The organism is Ruania zhangjianzhongii, from assembly GCF_008000995.1.
Classification (GTDB): domain Bacteria; phylum Actinomycetota; class Actinomycetes; order Actinomycetales; family Beutenbergiaceae; genus Ruania; species Ruania zhangjianzhongii.
The window spans coordinates 128,325-142,288 of record NZ_CP042828.1 but is presented as its reverse complement, the minus strand read 5'-3'; the positions used below and the strand labels follow the sequence as shown (position 1 = coordinate 142,288).

Annotated in this window: 14 protein-coding genes; 2 read left to right on the top strand and 12 right to left on the bottom strand. The window is 67.1% G+C overall.

Translation table 11 applies throughout. The features are described 5' to 3' along the window. Positions 1 to 48: 48 nt before the first annotated feature. The 3 genes from nrdE to nrdH all read right to left on the bottom strand — a co-directional run bounded on the left by nrdE (position 49) and on the right by nrdH (position 2,977). Entirely contained in the window at positions 49 to 2,154 is a 2,106-nt protein-coding gene (gene nrdE, locus FU260_RS00870; protein ID WP_210418270.1) for a class 1b ribonucleoside-diphosphate reductase subunit alpha, read from the bottom strand. A 32-nt stretch (positions 2,155 to 2,186) separates the two neighbouring features. After that, positions 2,187 to 2,588 carry a class Ib ribonucleoside-diphosphate reductase assembly flavoprotein NrdI gene (gene nrdI, locus FU260_RS00865; protein WP_147915342.1) on the bottom strand — a complete coding sequence of 134 codons (402 nt, stop codon included), beginning with the start codon at positions 2,586 to 2,588 and terminating at the stop codon, positions 2,187 to 2,189. A 134-nt stretch (positions 2,589 to 2,722) separates the two neighbouring features. Further along, positions 2,723 to 2,977, bottom strand: coding sequence for a glutaredoxin-like protein NrdH (nrdH, locus tag FU260_RS00860; RefSeq protein ID WP_147915341.1), 255 nt, complete (start codon positions 2,975 to 2,977; stop codon positions 2,723 to 2,725). A 455-nt stretch (positions 2,978 to 3,432) separates the two neighbouring features. On the opposite strand from nrdH, the gene FU260_RS00855 reads away from it, so the two are divergent. Beyond that, on the top strand, positions 3,433 to 3,612 hold the full coding sequence (locus FU260_RS00855) for a DUF6440 family protein (protein ID WP_147915340.1): 180 nt from the start codon (positions 3,433 to 3,435) through the stop codon (positions 3,610 to 3,612). 86 nt (positions 3,613 to 3,698) lie between these two features. Here the strand turns inward: FU260_RS00855 and FU260_RS00850 are convergent, their stop codons facing one another. The 3 genes from FU260_RS00850 to FU260_RS00840 all read right to left on the bottom strand — a co-directional run bounded on the left by FU260_RS00850 (position 3,699) and on the right by FU260_RS00840 (position 5,565). Then, a complete protein-coding gene (locus tag FU260_RS00850; protein WP_147915339.1) occupies positions 3,699 to 4,193 on the bottom strand; it encodes an SRPBCC family protein in 495 nt (164 codons plus the stop codon). A gap of 3 nt (positions 4,194 to 4,196) precedes the next feature. Beyond that, complete coding sequence (locus tag FU260_RS00845; RefSeq protein WP_147915338.1) at positions 4,197 to 4,538, bottom strand: ArsR/SmtB family transcription factor; 342 nt, start codon at positions 4,536 to 4,538, stop codon at positions 4,197 to 4,199. A 106-nt stretch (positions 4,539 to 4,644) separates the two neighbouring features. Beyond that, positions 4,645 to 5,565, bottom strand: a complete 921-nt coding sequence (locus tag FU260_RS00840; protein ID WP_147915337.1) for a hypothetical protein — start codon at positions 5,563 to 5,565, stop codon at positions 4,645 to 4,647. 63 nt (positions 5,566 to 5,628) lie between these two features. On the opposite strand from FU260_RS00840, the gene FU260_RS00835 reads away from it, so the two are divergent. After that, a complete protein-coding gene (locus FU260_RS00835) occupies positions 5,629 to 6,213 on the top strand; it encodes a TetR/AcrR family transcriptional regulator (RefSeq protein WP_168211596.1) in 585 nt (194 codons plus the stop codon). A 201-nt stretch (positions 6,214 to 6,414) separates the two neighbouring features. On the opposite strand, the gene FU260_RS00830 is transcribed toward FU260_RS00835, so the two are convergent. The 6 genes from FU260_RS00830 to FU260_RS00805 all read right to left on the bottom strand — a co-directional run bounded on the left by FU260_RS00830 (position 6,415) and on the right by FU260_RS00805 (position 13,777). Next, positions 6,415 to 8,097, bottom strand: a complete 1,683-nt coding sequence (locus tag FU260_RS00830) for an FAD-binding oxidoreductase (RefSeq protein WP_147915335.1) — start codon at positions 8,095 to 8,097, stop codon at positions 6,415 to 6,417. Further along, a complete protein-coding gene (locus tag FU260_RS00825; protein WP_147915334.1) occupies positions 8,094 to 8,846 on the bottom strand; it encodes a lysophospholipid acyltransferase family protein in 753 nt (250 codons plus the stop codon). The genes FU260_RS00830 and FU260_RS00825 overlap by 4 nt, the downstream gene beginning before the upstream one ends. Then, positions 8,843 to 9,646, bottom strand: coding sequence for an SDR family NAD(P)-dependent oxidoreductase (locus FU260_RS00820; protein ID WP_244951259.1), 804 nt, complete (start codon positions 9,644 to 9,646; stop codon positions 8,843 to 8,845). The genes FU260_RS00825 and FU260_RS00820 overlap by 4 nt, the downstream gene beginning before the upstream one ends. Next, positions 9,643 to 11,913, bottom strand: a complete 2,271-nt coding sequence (locus tag FU260_RS00815) for an HAD-IB family hydrolase (protein WP_147915333.1) — start codon at positions 11,911 to 11,913, stop codon at positions 9,643 to 9,645. Before FU260_RS00815 ends, FU260_RS00820 begins: the two co-directional genes overlap by 4 nt. A gap of 177 nt (positions 11,914 to 12,090) precedes the next feature. Continuing rightward, on the bottom strand, positions 12,091 to 12,864 hold the full coding sequence (locus FU260_RS00810) for a hypothetical protein (protein ID WP_147915332.1): 774 nt from the start codon (positions 12,862 to 12,864) through the stop codon (positions 12,091 to 12,093). 115 nt (positions 12,865 to 12,979) lie between these two features. Further along, positions 12,980 to 13,777 (bottom strand): ferritin family protein, encoded by a 798-nt coding sequence (locus tag FU260_RS00805; protein ID WP_147915331.1) that lies wholly within the window; start codon positions 13,775 to 13,777, stop codon positions 12,980 to 12,982. Between the last annotated feature and the right edge of the window lie 187 nt (positions 13,778 to 13,964).

The following is a 13,964-nucleotide window of genomic DNA, read 5'->3' as shown; positions in this document are numbered from 1 at the left end:
GGTCTTCCTTCGAATGCTTCAGTGATGGGTGCGGCGGGAGTGGGGACGTCACAGCATGCAGCTGACGCAACCTTCCACTTCAGTGCCCTCCAGCGCGAGCTGGCGCAGGCGGATGTAGTAGAGGGTCTTGATGCCCTTGCGCCAGGCGTAGATCTGCGCCTTGTTGACGTCCCTGGTGGTGATCGTGTCCTTGAAGAACAGCGTCAGGCTCAGCCCCTGGTCCACGTGCTGGGTGGCCGCGGCGTAGGTGTCGATGATCTTCTCGTAGCCGATCTCGTAGGCGTCCTCGAAGTACTCCAGGTTGTCGTTGCTCAGGTACGGCGCCGGGTAGTAGACGCGGCCGAGCTTGCCTTCCTTGCGGATCTCGATCTTCGAGGCGACCGGGTGGATCGACGAGGTCGAGTTGTTGATGTAGGAGATCGAGCCGGTCGGCGGCACCGCCTGCAGGTTCTGGTTGTAGATGCCGTGCGCCTGGACCGAAGCCTTCAGCTCGTGCCAGTCACTCTGAGAAGGGATGCTCACGCCGGCTTCGGTGAACAGCTCACGCACCCGCTCAGTGGCCGGCTCCCAGACCTGGTCGGTGTACTTGTCGAAGAACTCACCACTGGCGTAGGTGGAGTCGGCGAACCCCTTGAACGCGCTGCCCCGCTCCTTGGCGATCTTGTTCGACTCGGCGAGGGCGTGGAACAACACCGTGTAGAAGTAGATGTTGGTGAAGTCGATGCCCTCCTCGGACCCGTATAAGATCCGCTCCCGGGCGAGGTAGCCGTGCAGGTTCATCTGCCCCAGCCCGATGGCGTGCGAGTCGTTGTTGCCCTCCTCGATCGAGGGCACCGAGTAGATGTGCGTCTGGTCCGAGACCGCGGTCAGCGAACGGATCGCGGTGCCGATGCTCTTGCCGAAGTCCGGGGAGTCCATCGTGGCCGCGATGTTCATCGAGCCGAGGTTGCAGGAGATGTCCTTGCCCACGTGGTTGTAGGACAGATCGTCGTTGTAGGTCGAGGCGGTGGAGACCTGGAGGATCTCCGAGCACAGGTTCGAGTGGGTGATCTTGCCCTTGATCGGGTTCGCCCGGTTCACCGTGTCCTCGAACATGATGTACGGGTAGCCGGACTCGAACTGGATCTCGGCAAGGGTCTGGAAGAACTCGCGGGCCTTGATCTTCTTCTTCTTGATCCGGCCGTCGTCAACCATCTCGTGGTACTTCTCGGAGACGTTGATCTCAGCGAACGGCACCCCGTAGACGCGCTCGACGTCATAGGGGGAGAACAGGTACATGTCCTCGTTCTTCTTCGCCAGCTCGAAGGTGATGTCCGGAATCACCACACCGAGCGAAAGGGTCTTGATCCGGATCTTCTCGTCCGCGTTCTCCCGCTTGGTGTCCAGGAAGCGGAAGATGTCCGGGTGGTGCGCGTGCAGGTACACCGCACCGGCACCCTGGCGCGCACCGAGCTGGTTGGCGTAGGAGAAGGAGTCCTCGAGCAGCTTCATCACCGGGATCACTCCGGAGGACTGGTTCTCGATCCGCTTGATCGGCGCCCCGTACTCGCGGATGTTGCTCAGCAGCAGGGCCACGCCACCGCCGCGCTTGGACAGCTGCAGCGAGGAGTTGATCGCCCGGGAGATCGACTCCATGTTGTCCTCGATGCGCAGCAGGAAGCAGGACACCGGCTCCCCGCGCTGCTTCTTGCCCGAGTTCAGGAACGTGGGCGTGGCCGGCTGGAACCGGCCGGAGATGATCTCGTCGACCATATTGATCGCGAACTGCTCGTCACCGTCGGCGAGGGTGAGCGCGACCATGCAGACCCGGTCCTCGAACCGCTCCAGGTACCGCTTCCCGTCGAAGGTCTTCAACGTGTACGAGGTGTAGTACTTGAACGCCCCGAGGAAGGTCTGGAACCGGAACTTCTGCGCGTACGCGTGGTCGAAGAGCTGGTTCACGAACTCCCGCGAGTACTTCTCCAGCACCTCGGTCTCGTAGTAGCCGTTCTCCACCAGATAGTCGAGCTTCTCGGTGAGGTTGTGGAAGAACACGGTGTTCTGGTTGACGTGCTGCAGGAAGTAGGCCCGCGCCGCCTCGCGATCCTTGTCGAACTGGATCTTCCCGTCCGGTCCGTACAGGTTCAGCATCGCGTTCAGCGCGTGGTAGTCCATCTCAGGCGCGTCGATCTCGACGGCGTCCTCGGTCACTGTTGCAGCCACGTGTGCCCCATTCCTTCGCGGACGTGCATGACGTCCTCAGCGGTTCCTAGTAGTTCGAAGTCGTACAGGTGCGGCACCTTGCACTTGCGGGCGACGATTCGCCCGGCCAGGCAGTAAGCCGCACCGAAGTTGGTGTTCCCCGCGGCCACCACACCGCGGATCAGCGATCGGTTGTGAGTGTCGTTGAGGAACTTGATCACTTGCTTGGGTACAGCCCCCTGGCCGTTCCCGCCCCCGTAGGTGGGGGTGATGAGCACGTACGGGTGGTCCACTCGCAGGTGCCCGTCCGCCGGTCGGAGCGGGATGCGTTCGGACGCGAGGTCCACCCGCTCCACGAAACGCCGTGTGTTCTCCGAGACGGAGGAGAAGTACACGATGCCGGTCACGATCGATCACGCCTTCACGAAACGGTGCGGATGCACTGCCACCCCGCCCTGGCCGAAGCCGGACGGGGAGGCGAGTGCGTTATGAAACTGGTGCGACGCCGTCGGGAACTGGTTGCTCCCTGCGGCACCGGGACTCAGGCCAGTGCGGCCTGGTTGTCTGCGGAGACCGCGGCGAGCGCCTTGATCTTGTCGGGACGGAAGCCGGACCAGTGGTCGCCACCGGCGAACACGACCGGAGCCTGCTGGTAGCCGAGGGCCTTGACCGATTCGAGTGCTTCGGCGTCGGTACTGATATCCACCACCGTGTAATCCAGGCCGTGCTTCTTCAGCGCTCGGTAGGTGGCGTCGCACTGCACACAGGCCGGCTTGCTGAAGACGGTGATGGTCATGATCGAACGTCCTTCCAGTTCCTTCGTCAGAGGCGGTTCTGCGGTGAGTCCCCGCCGTGAAACTACAGTCATGTCATTCGTCGGAGCCGCTGCTGGTGCCCCGGCAACTTCCGACTCCTTAGACACTACACCTTGTGGTGAGCGGATGGGCAGACCCCAACACTTTGTGTTGGCGTGTCGTGTCGCGGGCGTGTCATCCACAGCCTGACGGCGTGTTGCTGTGGACTTCTGGGCCCTTCCTGTGTACTCGCGCGGGCGGTCTGTGGGTATCGCCGTGGATAGCCGCCGACGGCGCAGCCTCCATCCACAGATCGGCTCGGGTTGTCCACAGCTCACCCAGGTCGGCGCACCCGAAGGCCGGTCGCACTCCACCGCGCGATCCACCGCAGGGTGAGGTAATCCACACCCTTCGTCATGGGTCTGACCTCAGACCGGTCAGCACGTAGCGTGGGCGGATGACACAGAGCGAGAAGCGGTTCGAGATCATCCATGAGGAGAAACAGATCGGAGAGTTCACCCGGGTGCTGCGGGACACAGCCACGGGAGTCTGCTACCTGTATGCGTGGACGATGAGTGGCGGCGGCCTCACCGTCCTGGTGAACCCGGACGGCTCGCCGGTCGTCCAGGCGGACTGAGGCCGAACTGTTCGCGGGCCGGGCACAGGCGGCGGCACCCCGCACCGCACAGGGCAGTCGCCACCGACGGCGACCTTCGGCGGTGATCAGCCGTCAGCCGTGGGCTGCAGGGTCTCGGTGACGTAACCGGCCAGCTTGCTCAGCGTCTGCTGTCCGCCGTCGATCGCGTGGTACTTCTCGACCGCTTCGTCGCGCAGTTCCTTGGTGGCGAACACGGTCCGCATCTCGATCCTGGTTCCCGCCTCGTCCGGCTCGAAGGTCAGCACCGACTCGAAGGCGTTCGGATCGTCGCGATACTCGCCGTGCACCATCGCGAGCTTCGCGGGCGGCGTGATCTCGGTCCAGGAGATCCATTCCGGGTAGTCGGTCCCATCCGGACCGTGCATCGTGAAGACCCACTCGCCGCCGGCGCGGAACTCAAAGGCCCGCGTCGTGGTGCTGGACCCCTCCGGCCCCCACCACCGGGAGAGGTGACGCACCTCGGTGAACGCCTCGAACACCAGCTCTCGCGGGGCGGCGACCGTCCGAGAGACTACCGTCTCCCGGTCGGTGACCGGCTCACCTGGTCCAGTCGCAGTCATCAGCTACTCCTCCTGTCGTTCCTGCTTGAGTTCCTGCACATAGGCGTCCAGGCGGTCGAAGCTCTCGGTCCAGAACTGCTCGAACCCGCCGACCCACTCATGAACGGCGCGCAGTCCACGAGCATCCAGGCCGTAGAGACGCTGTTTCCCCGCCCGGCGGTCGCGCACCAGCCCGACCTCCCGGAGCACTCGAAGATGTTTGGACGTCCCCGGCTGAGGCATGCCCAGTTCCTGAGACAGCTCCGTCACCGGACGCTCGCCGGTGCGCAGCAGCACCAGAATCTCCCGGCGCCGCGGCTCGGCGATGGCGTTGAAGACGTCCGAGGTCGTTGCTGCTCGTGCCATGGCGGATAATATATACCCATATCGGCATGTATACAATCAGGGCTTCGATGGTTGCCCTGTGGGCGGCCGACTACCAGTGAGCGACCGACTACCTGTGGGCGACCGACTACGGGTGGGGACCGGCCAAAGCCGGCGCCACCTCCGCCGTCCGGAGCTCGCGGCGACGAGCACGGAGCACGGCGAGCCCATAGACGGCGCCGCCGGGTGTCGCGACGAGGGTGAGGGCGAGCACCATCGGCGCGATCTGGCCGTCATTGGCGAGCAGCAGCGCCGTCGGGCCCTGGAGCGCAGCGGTGGTGCAGCCGGTCCAGACCACCAGCCATGCCAGGCCCGGCCACCGGGCGAGGCCGGCCAGGAACGGGGACACCAGGCCCAACAGGGCCAGCGCTCCCGCTGCTGCCAGCGGTAGCCGCTGCGCCAAGGCGCCCATGCCCTGCGGTCCGGTGCCCCCAGGACCGAACACACCCCACCAGAGCATGGCGAGTCCGAACGGCAGCAACCCGATGGTTCCCGCGGCGGTGGCCCAGTGCGGCGGCCGCGGTGGGCGGTGCTGCAGTACGTCGCCCCAGCGGCTTCGGACATAGCGCCAGCCTAGGATCGCCAGCGCCACGGCGAGCAGACCGAATCCGCCGTACACCAGGGCGAATGCCCACGGGCTCATCTCCGACATGCCCCCGGTCCGCACGGACCCACTGATCGCCAGTTGCAGCAGGCTGCCGAGTGGTACGCCGAGCACGACCGGTGCCAGCAGGCCGGTCGCTCCGGCGCCGAGCCCGAGCACAATCCAGGCGGGGATGCGCCGACCCCAGGGCCGAGTAAACGCCAGGGCAAGCAACACGGCCAGCAGTTCGAGGACGATGGTGATGTTGTTTCCGACCATCATCCGGCCGCTGTGCATCTCCGCTGCGGCCGCGGTTCCGCGCAGCCCGACGGTAGACCCGGTGAGCCAGAGCGCCTTCAGCCCGATGTAGGGCACGATCGCGACGATGATCAGACCGAAAGCGATCAGCTCAGTACGGGAATGCATACTCGGCTCCTTTTAGAGAGGAATCTCTAGATGTCGGTCTCTAGGATTGCCTACACTGGTCCGATGGTCAAGCCCTCCAGATTCACGATCGATCAGATTCTCGACGCGGCCACCTCGGCCGTTCATGAGCACTGGCGCACGGCCACCGTCGGGCACGTCACCGCACGGCTGGGAGCACCATCGGGCTCGATCTATCACCGGTTCGCCTCGCGGGACGCCCTGTTCGCCTCAGCGTGGATCCGCGCAGTGCACCGCTATCACGCGCAGTTCGACGCGATCTACGAGCTCGTGGACCCGCTGGAGGCGATCGTGGAGACCGGCCTGTTCATCCCACGCTTCTGCCGCGCGAACCCTCAGGATGCCCGGATGCTGACGGTGTTTCGCTACCGGGACCTACTCGCCGAGCCGCCGGCCGGGCTGGCGGACGTGCTCCTCGAGCTGAACGCGCCGGTGGGCCGACTGATCACCCACCTCACCGAGCAGCGCTACGGCCGGGTCAGGCAGCGCGGGATCGAGCTCGTCTCGCTCGCCGTTCGGGACGCCCCGCTGGGGATGGTGCGTAGCCTCATCGGCGAGGACATCCCCCACTGGCTGGACGAGCCCGTCCAGGCGGCATCGCGGGCCGTCGCCCAGCTCGACGACGCCTGACCGGGCCGGCGGCGGGGGACCGGGCCGGCGGCGGCCCAGGCCGGCGGCGGGGTCAGCGCGCCGGGTCCGCAGGTTCGTCGGCTCCGCCCGTTCGATACTTGCTGCGCCCAGGCGATACCGCAGAGCACGCCTGGGTGCAGCAGGTAACGAGTGAATGGATTCAGCAGCACTGCGGGCCGGCGAAGCCAGCTGAGGGTGAGCTCACCACTCCCGGTGCTCGGGGATCAGCGTGCCCGGGTTCAGGTTCCGGCCCGGATCCGCGGAGGACAGCAGCCCCACCATCAGGTCCACCCCCGGCTCGGAGATGTCTTGCTCCATCCACGGCGCGTGATCGGTACCCACCCCGTGGTGGTGCGAGAGCGTACCGCCATGGTCCACGAAGGACTGCTGGATCGCGGACTTCACCACGTCGTACTGCGCCAGCGGGTCCGCATCGGGTTTGGGCGGGAACGCGAAGGTGAAGTACAGGCACGCACCGGAGTGGTAGGAGTGCGAGAGATGGCACATCACGAAGCCGTGCACACCGAGCTCATCGAACGCGGTACGGGCGGCGCGCACCGTGGCGGTGTACACCTCACCGAGGCGGGACCACGGCGCGGCGGTCTCGGAGACGTCGCCCAGGGCCCCCCGGTCCAACAGAAAGTCCCGCAGGTACGGCGTGTCGAACTTCTTCTGGTCATACATCGCTCCCGGACCCTTGCCGAGCTTGATGCCACCGTTCTTGCTGACGATCTTGCCCACCACGGACTTGTCCGCACGTACCTTGGCTGAGCCGCCCTCGTAGCCGATGTAGGAGATGCAGACCTTCTCCAGGTCCCAGCCACGGCGGCGAAGCACCTCGAACAGCCCTTCGCCCACCTTGGACGACAGGCTGTTCGACTCCTTGCGGGTCGCCAGGGAGAAGCCCGTCTCGGGTGCATCGGAGACCCGGGTGATACTCGGTGTGGCGTCGGAGGTGGAGATCTCCCGCATCGCGGCCAGACCGGCTGCCCAGTTCGGGAACAGGTAGGCGATCACCTCGCGGTTCTCCGGCAGCCGGTGCACGTGCACCCAGGCCTGGGTGATCACGCCGAGCCGGCCCTCGGAGCCGATGATCATCTCCCGCACGCTCGGACCGGTGGAGGTGCTCGGCAACGGCCGCAGTTGCACCACCTTGCCCGGCAGCACCACAGTCATCCCGCGAGTGATGTCGGCAATATCGCCATACTTGTCCGACTGCATCCCGGAGGACCGGGTAGCGATCCAGCCGCCGAGCGTGGAGTGCTTGAACGAGTCCGGCTGGTGCCCCATCGTCCAGCCCTGGCCGTTCAGCTGCTCCTCCAGGTCGGGACCCAGGCCACCGGCCTGGATGAGGGCGAGACCGGCGTCCGCGTCAATCTCCAGCACCCGGTTCATCCGGCCCATGTCGAGCGAGACCACCACCCGCTTCTCCCCCGCCTGTGGGGTGAGCGAGCCGGAGATGTTCGAACCGCCACCGAACGGGATGAGCACGCCGTCGGCAGCGACCACGGCATCCACGATCGCGCGCACCTCATCGGAGTTGGCCGGGTAGACCACCACGTCCGGCACCCGGGGCAGGTCACCGGCGCGCACCCGCACCAGGTCCCGCAGGCCCTTGCCGTAGGTGTGCACCACCCGGTTCATGTCCTCGCTGCTGACCTGGTGGTCGCCGACGATCTCCCGCAGGCGCGCACCGAGCGAGTCGTCCAGCTGCGAGGCGGGAACGTCCAGGTCCTCGAACGACGGCGGTCGGCCGGCCGGAGAGTGCAGGTCCAGCCCGATCGCCTCGCGTACAAACGGAGCGAACCCGGGCTTGTTCTCGTGCTGGAAGGCGATGCCTTCCACACCCCAGCCCCACCACTTCTGGTGGACGACGTCGGTCATGAGATCCCTTCCTGTGCCTCGGGCAGGTCGTTGCTGCCCGGCTTCGGTGTCGCGTTGTCCTCGGGAACGAGTACGTAGGACGTCTGCATCGTGTGCATCGCCCGCACCCGCGCCTGCGCTCGTGCATTGAACTCGGGCAGCTTCTCCCCCGCACGCACCCGCAGTGGCTTGCCGATCAGTACCTTCACCGGCATCCGGCCGGACTTCGGCCAGAACATCCCGACCGGCATCGCATCGTGCGCGCCAACCAGCGCCACCGGCACCAACGGCAGGCGCAGTGCACGGGCGAGTGCGGCCGCTCCGGGGGTGAAGTCGGCCATCTCGCCGGTGCGCGAACGAGTGCCCTCGGGGAAGATCAGCAGCGGGACACCCTGGCGGAGCAGACTCACCGAGAGGCCGGCGGACTTGCCGCGCGCCTTACCTCGCTCCACCGGGTAGGTGTTGAAGAACAACGAGGTGAGCAAGCTGCGCCACTTCGAGGAGTAGAAGTAGTCGGCACCCGCCGCAGTGGCGATGTTCTTGGTCACCCGGTACGGCAACGTGGTCAGGCACAGCGGTGCGTCCAGGTGCGAGGAGTGGTTCGCCACCAGGATGAACGGGCCGTCCAGCCCGGCCAGGTTCCGCTCACCCTCGACCGTGACCCGCACGCTGGAGGCGATCACCGGGCGAAGGATGAGTCGCTGGGCCACATATCGCAACCATCGGTGTACCCGGGAGTGGTACCGGCCGGTCCTGCGCCGCTCGCTCATGCTCGTCCCTTCTTGATCAGGGCTGTAGCCCTGCGCACCAACGCGCGAGGTGCCCGCTGCGCTGACCAGGCAATCACCTTGAACCTTCGTGATGGTACCGACCGGGTCTTCCCGGCCTCCACATCACGCAGACAGTCTTCCACCAACCGGTCCGGCTCGAGCCACAGGAAGCCCGGGATCGCCGAGGTCCGGATACTGGCCCGGCCGTGGAACTCGGTGCGCACCCAACCGGGGATCAGCGTCATCACCTGCACGCCGTCCCGCCGCAGCTCCAGGCTCAGGCTCTCCGAGTACATGTTCACCCACGCCTTGATCGCCGAGTAGGTGCCCATCGGCACCAGCCCGGCCACTGAGCCGACGTTGATGATCAGACCACGGCCACGTGCACTCATCGTCCGCCCGGCCGCCCCGCCGAGGAGGAGGACGCCGCGGACCATCAGGTCCATGGACACCTCATGGATGCTCATGTCCTCGACGGTCAGCGGCGCATGGATGCCGTTGCCGGCGTTGTTCACCAGGATGTCCACCGGTGCTGCGGTGTCCTCCAACCGCTGGGCGACCCGGCCGGTCTCGGCGTGGTCGGTCAGGTCCGCCTCGATGGTCTCCACGGCGATGCCGTGTTCGGCGCGCAGCTCCTCGGCCACAGCGTCCAGCCGCTGCCGGTTGCGCGCCACCAGCACCAGGTCGCAGCCTCGGGAGGCCAGCGCTCGGGCGAACGCCAGACCGATACCGGAGGTACCGCCGGTGACCATCGCCGTGCCGATGATCGGCACGATGCTCCTGCGGGTACGGCCCGTCATCGGCGCCCCGCGCCTGTGATCGAGCGGACCACCGGGGAGAGGCGACCCTCCGCCGTCGTGGTCCAGGAGTGCACCGGCCAGCGCTTCTCCCGCGCATACCGGTACAGGCTCGGATCCGGGTTGACGACGTTCGCGTGGCCGACGACGTCCAGCCACGGCCGGTCCGAGTAGGTGTCCCCGTAAGCGTAGGAGGCGCCCAGATCGACACCCTCCTCCCGGGCATACCGCACCAGCCAGGCGGCACGGGCCTCGTCCACCAGCGGAGAGGTAGCCAGGTGCCCGGTCCAGCTCCCCGAGGAATCCTTCTCCATCTCGCCGGCCAGGATCACGTCGAACATATCCGCCAGCGGCTCCACGAATACGTCGATCTGACCGGTGACCAGCACGGTACGGTGCCCGGCGGCGCGGTGCTTGGCGATACGTTCGGTGGCCTCGGCGTGTACCCGGGCACGCAGTGACGGCGTCACCTTGGTGGCGATCACCTCACGCAGCTCGGCCTCGTTCACCCCGGCGTAGCGGCGCATGAACGAGCGGATGAAGTCGCCTCGGTCGCGGCGCTCCGCCTGCAGGTACGTGCCGGAGGTCGCAACCATCCCACCGAGCTCGCGGACGGCCGGGAGCATGCCCTTGGCGGCCAGCTCTACCCAGACGTAGTGCTCGATCAGGCTCGCTGCCGCCACAGTGCCGTGCAGGTCGAACACGGCGAGCACATCGTCGCGCTGGGGCAGGTTGTCGGCACTGGTGGAGGGCTTCACGGAGGGACGGCGCTCGCGCATCAGGCCGGGGACCTTCGGCACGTGCACCTCTTGCAGGTAGTACGTCCAGTCGATCGCGGTGACGTCGAACCCGTGCTCCGCCTTGCGCTCGTCGGCGACCGCCTCGTGCAGCGCCCGGGTGTTGGCGTCGTCGAAGACGACCTCGGTCTGGGTGTAGGCCTGGTAGAGGTCGGTGAACTTGCGCAGGGTGCCCAGGTCTCGCTTGGCCTTGTAGATCGTGGAGATCCACTTCCGCGTGGTGTTGTTCGCGGGGAGACGGCCCACCACGGAATCGGCCGCATCCACCGCCAGCTCGCGTCGGCGCAGCGAGCGCTGCACGGCAGGGCCGTTCGGGAAGGTCCAGTTCGGTACCTGCACGAACGAACCGTCGGCGTCGGTGAGCGGATGCTTGCTGAAGTAGCCGCGGAGCAGCCGCACGATGGTGCCGAACCGCAGCGGGTTGCGGCTACCGGAGGCTACCTGGAAGTACTGCGCCTCGGCGGCCGGGGGCGGCGAGGCGGCGGCGGCGAGCGTCGCGTTCACCACGTGGTCCACCGGGATCACGTCCAGGATGGCGTCGGCGAGCACCGGGAACTCCGGCAGGGCGCCGCGCCCATAGGCGGCGATCAGCGGGTCGGCCACCTTGAAGCCGTCGATCCAGCCGGGGAACGGGTGCTGCAGCGAGCTCTCGATGATGGTCGGGCGGACGATCGACAGCCGGTGCCCGGTGCCGGCCCACAGGTCCTCGGCCACCCGTTCGCCGAGCGCCTTGGTGAACGTGTACACGTCCGGCCAGCCCAGCGAGGTGGCGCGGGTGCGGCCCGCGTCGACGAGCTGGTCGGTGACCCATGCCTTCCGCGCTTCCTCGGCAGCCTTGGCCACCGCCTGCGCCCCGGCGCGGCGGTGCTGGGAACGGGCCTTGGCCACCAGCTTGCCGAGCAGCTGCGGCCGGCGGGAGGCGGTCTCGGTGTCCGCCCGGGCGGCGAGTGCCCGGGTCATCTCCGCCTCGCGGTCCACCTGGTGCTCCAGGCTCCGTTCTTCGGACAGGCCCTTGCGCAGGCCGGCCACATAGCAGGTAGACACGTGGACCACGTGCGGGTCGGACCCGGAGGCGGTGATCGCCTGGTACAGGTTCACCGGACCACCGACGTTCGAGGCGAAGGCCTCATCGATGGGCAGGTCGAAGGAGACGGTGGAGGCGGAGTGGATCACCACGTCCAGGTCGTCGGGCAGTGCGGGGACGTCGCCCAGGTCCCCGGCCAGCACGGTGAGCCGCTCGGCGGTCTGCCGCTGTGCGGCCTCAGTACCGACCTGTTCTCGCCACGGATCGAACACCGGCTTACGGAGGAGCTTGTCCACTCGCGCCTGCGCGCTGAGGGCGCCGCGTGGGCGTACCAGCACGGTGATCCGGGTCGACGGATAGGCGGACAGGAGCTTCTCGACGACAGCCTGTCCGACAAATCCGGTGGCACCCGTCACCAGGACGTGGGCGTTCTTCAATGGGTCCGACACTCCGGTTACTGTACGCGGAAGCGGACACTGCCGTGGCCTCAGCAGGCGAGTCGGCCCAGTGCTGAGCGCACAGATGTGAGCGGAGCCACGTCCAGCAGGGTCCGCACCTGCGCTATTTCGCTGCCCGGCAAGCGCCGCGATCACCGGGGCGGCTGCTGCGTGTGACGTCGTCCCAGCTCAGCGGACGAAACGGCCCAGTGCTGAGCGCACCGGGGTGAGGGGTGCCACGTCCAGCAGGGCCTGCACGTCCTCGTCGACGGCGCGCACCGGGGCGCGTGCTGCCCGGTCCGCGAACAGGAACTCGACCACCGGGTGCACCGCGGCGTACCCGCCGTACCGGGTTCCCGGCCAACGCCACGCGCGGGCGGCGCGCCGGGCGTGCCGGGCAGCTGCGGGGTCGGCGATCCGCTGCTGGAGCTGGGCGGCGTGAAAGGCCAGGTGCCGTTCCTTCATCGGCAGCACGGCCTCGGTCAGCCTGCTGCAGGCCGGCACCACAGCGGCCAGCCGCCGGTAGCACAGCGCCAGCGCAGCAGTGTCCAACCAGCCGGTGGCCAAATGCCCGGCCACCACCTGCTCGCCGAGCAGATTGGTGCGGAAGGAGTGCAGCATCGGGCGAGCCCGGTCGTCCCAGCCACGCAGCATCATGCCGACGACGGCGTCCCGGCTGTGGTCTGTTCGCTCACCATTGGTGGCGAGCACCTCGCGGAGGGTCTCGGCGAGCCAGTACTGCTCGTAGCCCCAGGTCACCAGGAAGGCGGTGACCTCCGACTCGGCGTGCGTGGGGGTGACCAGGACATCCCGCATCAGGTCGAGCACGGCGTGCTCGACCTGCCAGAGGTAGCCCAGTGTGGCGAGGGTAGACGGGTCCAAGCCGGCCAACGCGGTCAGGTCGAGGTTCGTCGGCCGCAGGTCGATCGGCGCGCGGGTGTACGCCTTCACGTCGAAGGTCACCGGCCGGCCCCACCGTCACCGCGTTGGAACACCCTTCGCGGATGAGAACCAGGTTGCACGGTGGTTCGAAGGCGCCAACGGTGTTCCGATGCGCACAGCAGCTGGTGAGGCACGCTCATGCTGCGGCAATGCCGCGGGCGTCGAAGGCATCCGCCACCACCGCGAGCCCTTCCATCCCGGGCAGCTTGGCGATGTGCCGGTCGACGGCATTGATCGCCTTGCGCCCCGCCGCGCCGCCGAACAGATGGCCCATCACGTGGGTCACCTCGTCGTCGCTGGCGATTCCCGACCCGACCGGCCGCCAGGCAGTGGACAGGGCGAGCCGGGCGAGCTTTTGTGCCTTGGGGCTATTGGTCAGCCGGTTGCGCGCCTGGGTGGCGTAGAAGGCCACGTGCCGGGCCTCCTGGGCGGCAATCCGCCGGAGCAGCTCTGCCAGGCCGGGGTGCCCCTCGAGCACCGCGAGTCGCTTGTACGCCGCAGCGGCAGTCCACTCGTTCACCGCGCCCCAGATCATGTGCACCGCCACGAAGTCCTTGCCCACCAGGTTGGACATGATCGACTGCTTCAACGGTGCGAGGCGATCCTTCCAGCCGAGCTTGACCCGTTTCGCCTTGAGCTCGTCATAGGAGACGGTGATGTCGTGCAGGGAGAGCACGTGCGCAAGCGCCTCGCCGTGCCAGAACTCCTCCCGGTTCCACATCGTCATGAACGCGTTCACCTCGGTCTCCCGGCGGGAACGCGTGACCAGCATGTCCCGCAGGTAGCAGACCGTGTGGTACTCCACATCGCACATGTAACGCAGGGTGCGCAGTGACTCCGGCGGCAACGGGTCGGTGCGGAAGACCTCCAGGTCAAGGTCGTCCCAGCCCACGCGGACAGAGTCACGGGCGAAGCGCTCAATGTCGAAAGCCATGCGCGCCGTCCTTTGCTGTGGTCATCGAAATGGGTCTCAGCCGGGGTTCGGTACCGATACGCTACATGGACTGTAGCGTTCGTTGAGGTCAGCCTACGACGTTGACCGCGCGGGGTCCAACCCTCGTGACAACCTGATCGCCGCACGGTGGCCGCGAGCCCGACCGGGCCACGTTCGTCGACTGGCC

Excerpts from the sequence above, each read along its gene's own strand:
- nrdE (WP_210418270.1), bottom strand. The coding sequence starts at position 2,154 with ATGGACTACCACGCGCTGAACGCGATGCTGAACCTGTACGGACCGGAC.
- nrdH (WP_147915341.1), bottom strand. The coding sequence starts at position 2,977 with ATGACCATCACCGTCTTCAGCAAGCCGGCCTGTGTGCAGTGCGACGCC.
- FU260_RS00855 (WP_147915340.1), top strand. The coding sequence starts at position 3,433 with ATGACACAGAGCGAGAAGCGGTTCGAGATCATCCATGAGGAGAAACAG.
- FU260_RS00850 (WP_147915339.1), bottom strand. The coding sequence starts at position 4,193 with ATGACTGCGACTGGACCAGGTGAGCCGGTCACCGACCGGGAGACGGTA.
- FU260_RS00845 (WP_147915338.1), bottom strand. The coding sequence starts at position 4,538 with ATGGCACGAGCAGCAACGACCTCGGACGTCTTCAACGCCATCGCCGAG.
- FU260_RS00840 (WP_147915337.1), bottom strand. The coding sequence starts at position 5,565 with ATGCATTCCCGTACTGAGCTGATCGCTTTCGGTCTGATCATCGTCGCG.
- FU260_RS00835 (WP_168211596.1), top strand. The coding sequence starts at position 5,629 with ATGGTCAAGCCCTCCAGATTCACGATCGATCAGATTCTCGACGCGGCC.
- FU260_RS00830 (WP_147915335.1), bottom strand. The coding sequence starts at position 8,097 with ATGACCGACGTCGTCCACCAGAAGTGGTGGGGCTGGGGTGTGGAAGGC.
- FU260_RS00825 (WP_147915334.1), bottom strand. The coding sequence starts at position 8,846 with ATGAGCGAGCGGCGCAGGACCGGCCGGTACCACTCCCGGGTACACCGA.
- FU260_RS00820 (WP_244951259.1), bottom strand. The coding sequence starts at position 9,646 with ATGACGGGCCGTACCCGCAGGAGCATCGTGCCGATCATCGGCACGGCG.
- FU260_RS00805 (WP_147915331.1), bottom strand. The coding sequence starts at position 13,777 with ATGGCTTTCGACATTGAGCGCTTCGCCCGTGACTCTGTCCGCGTGGGC.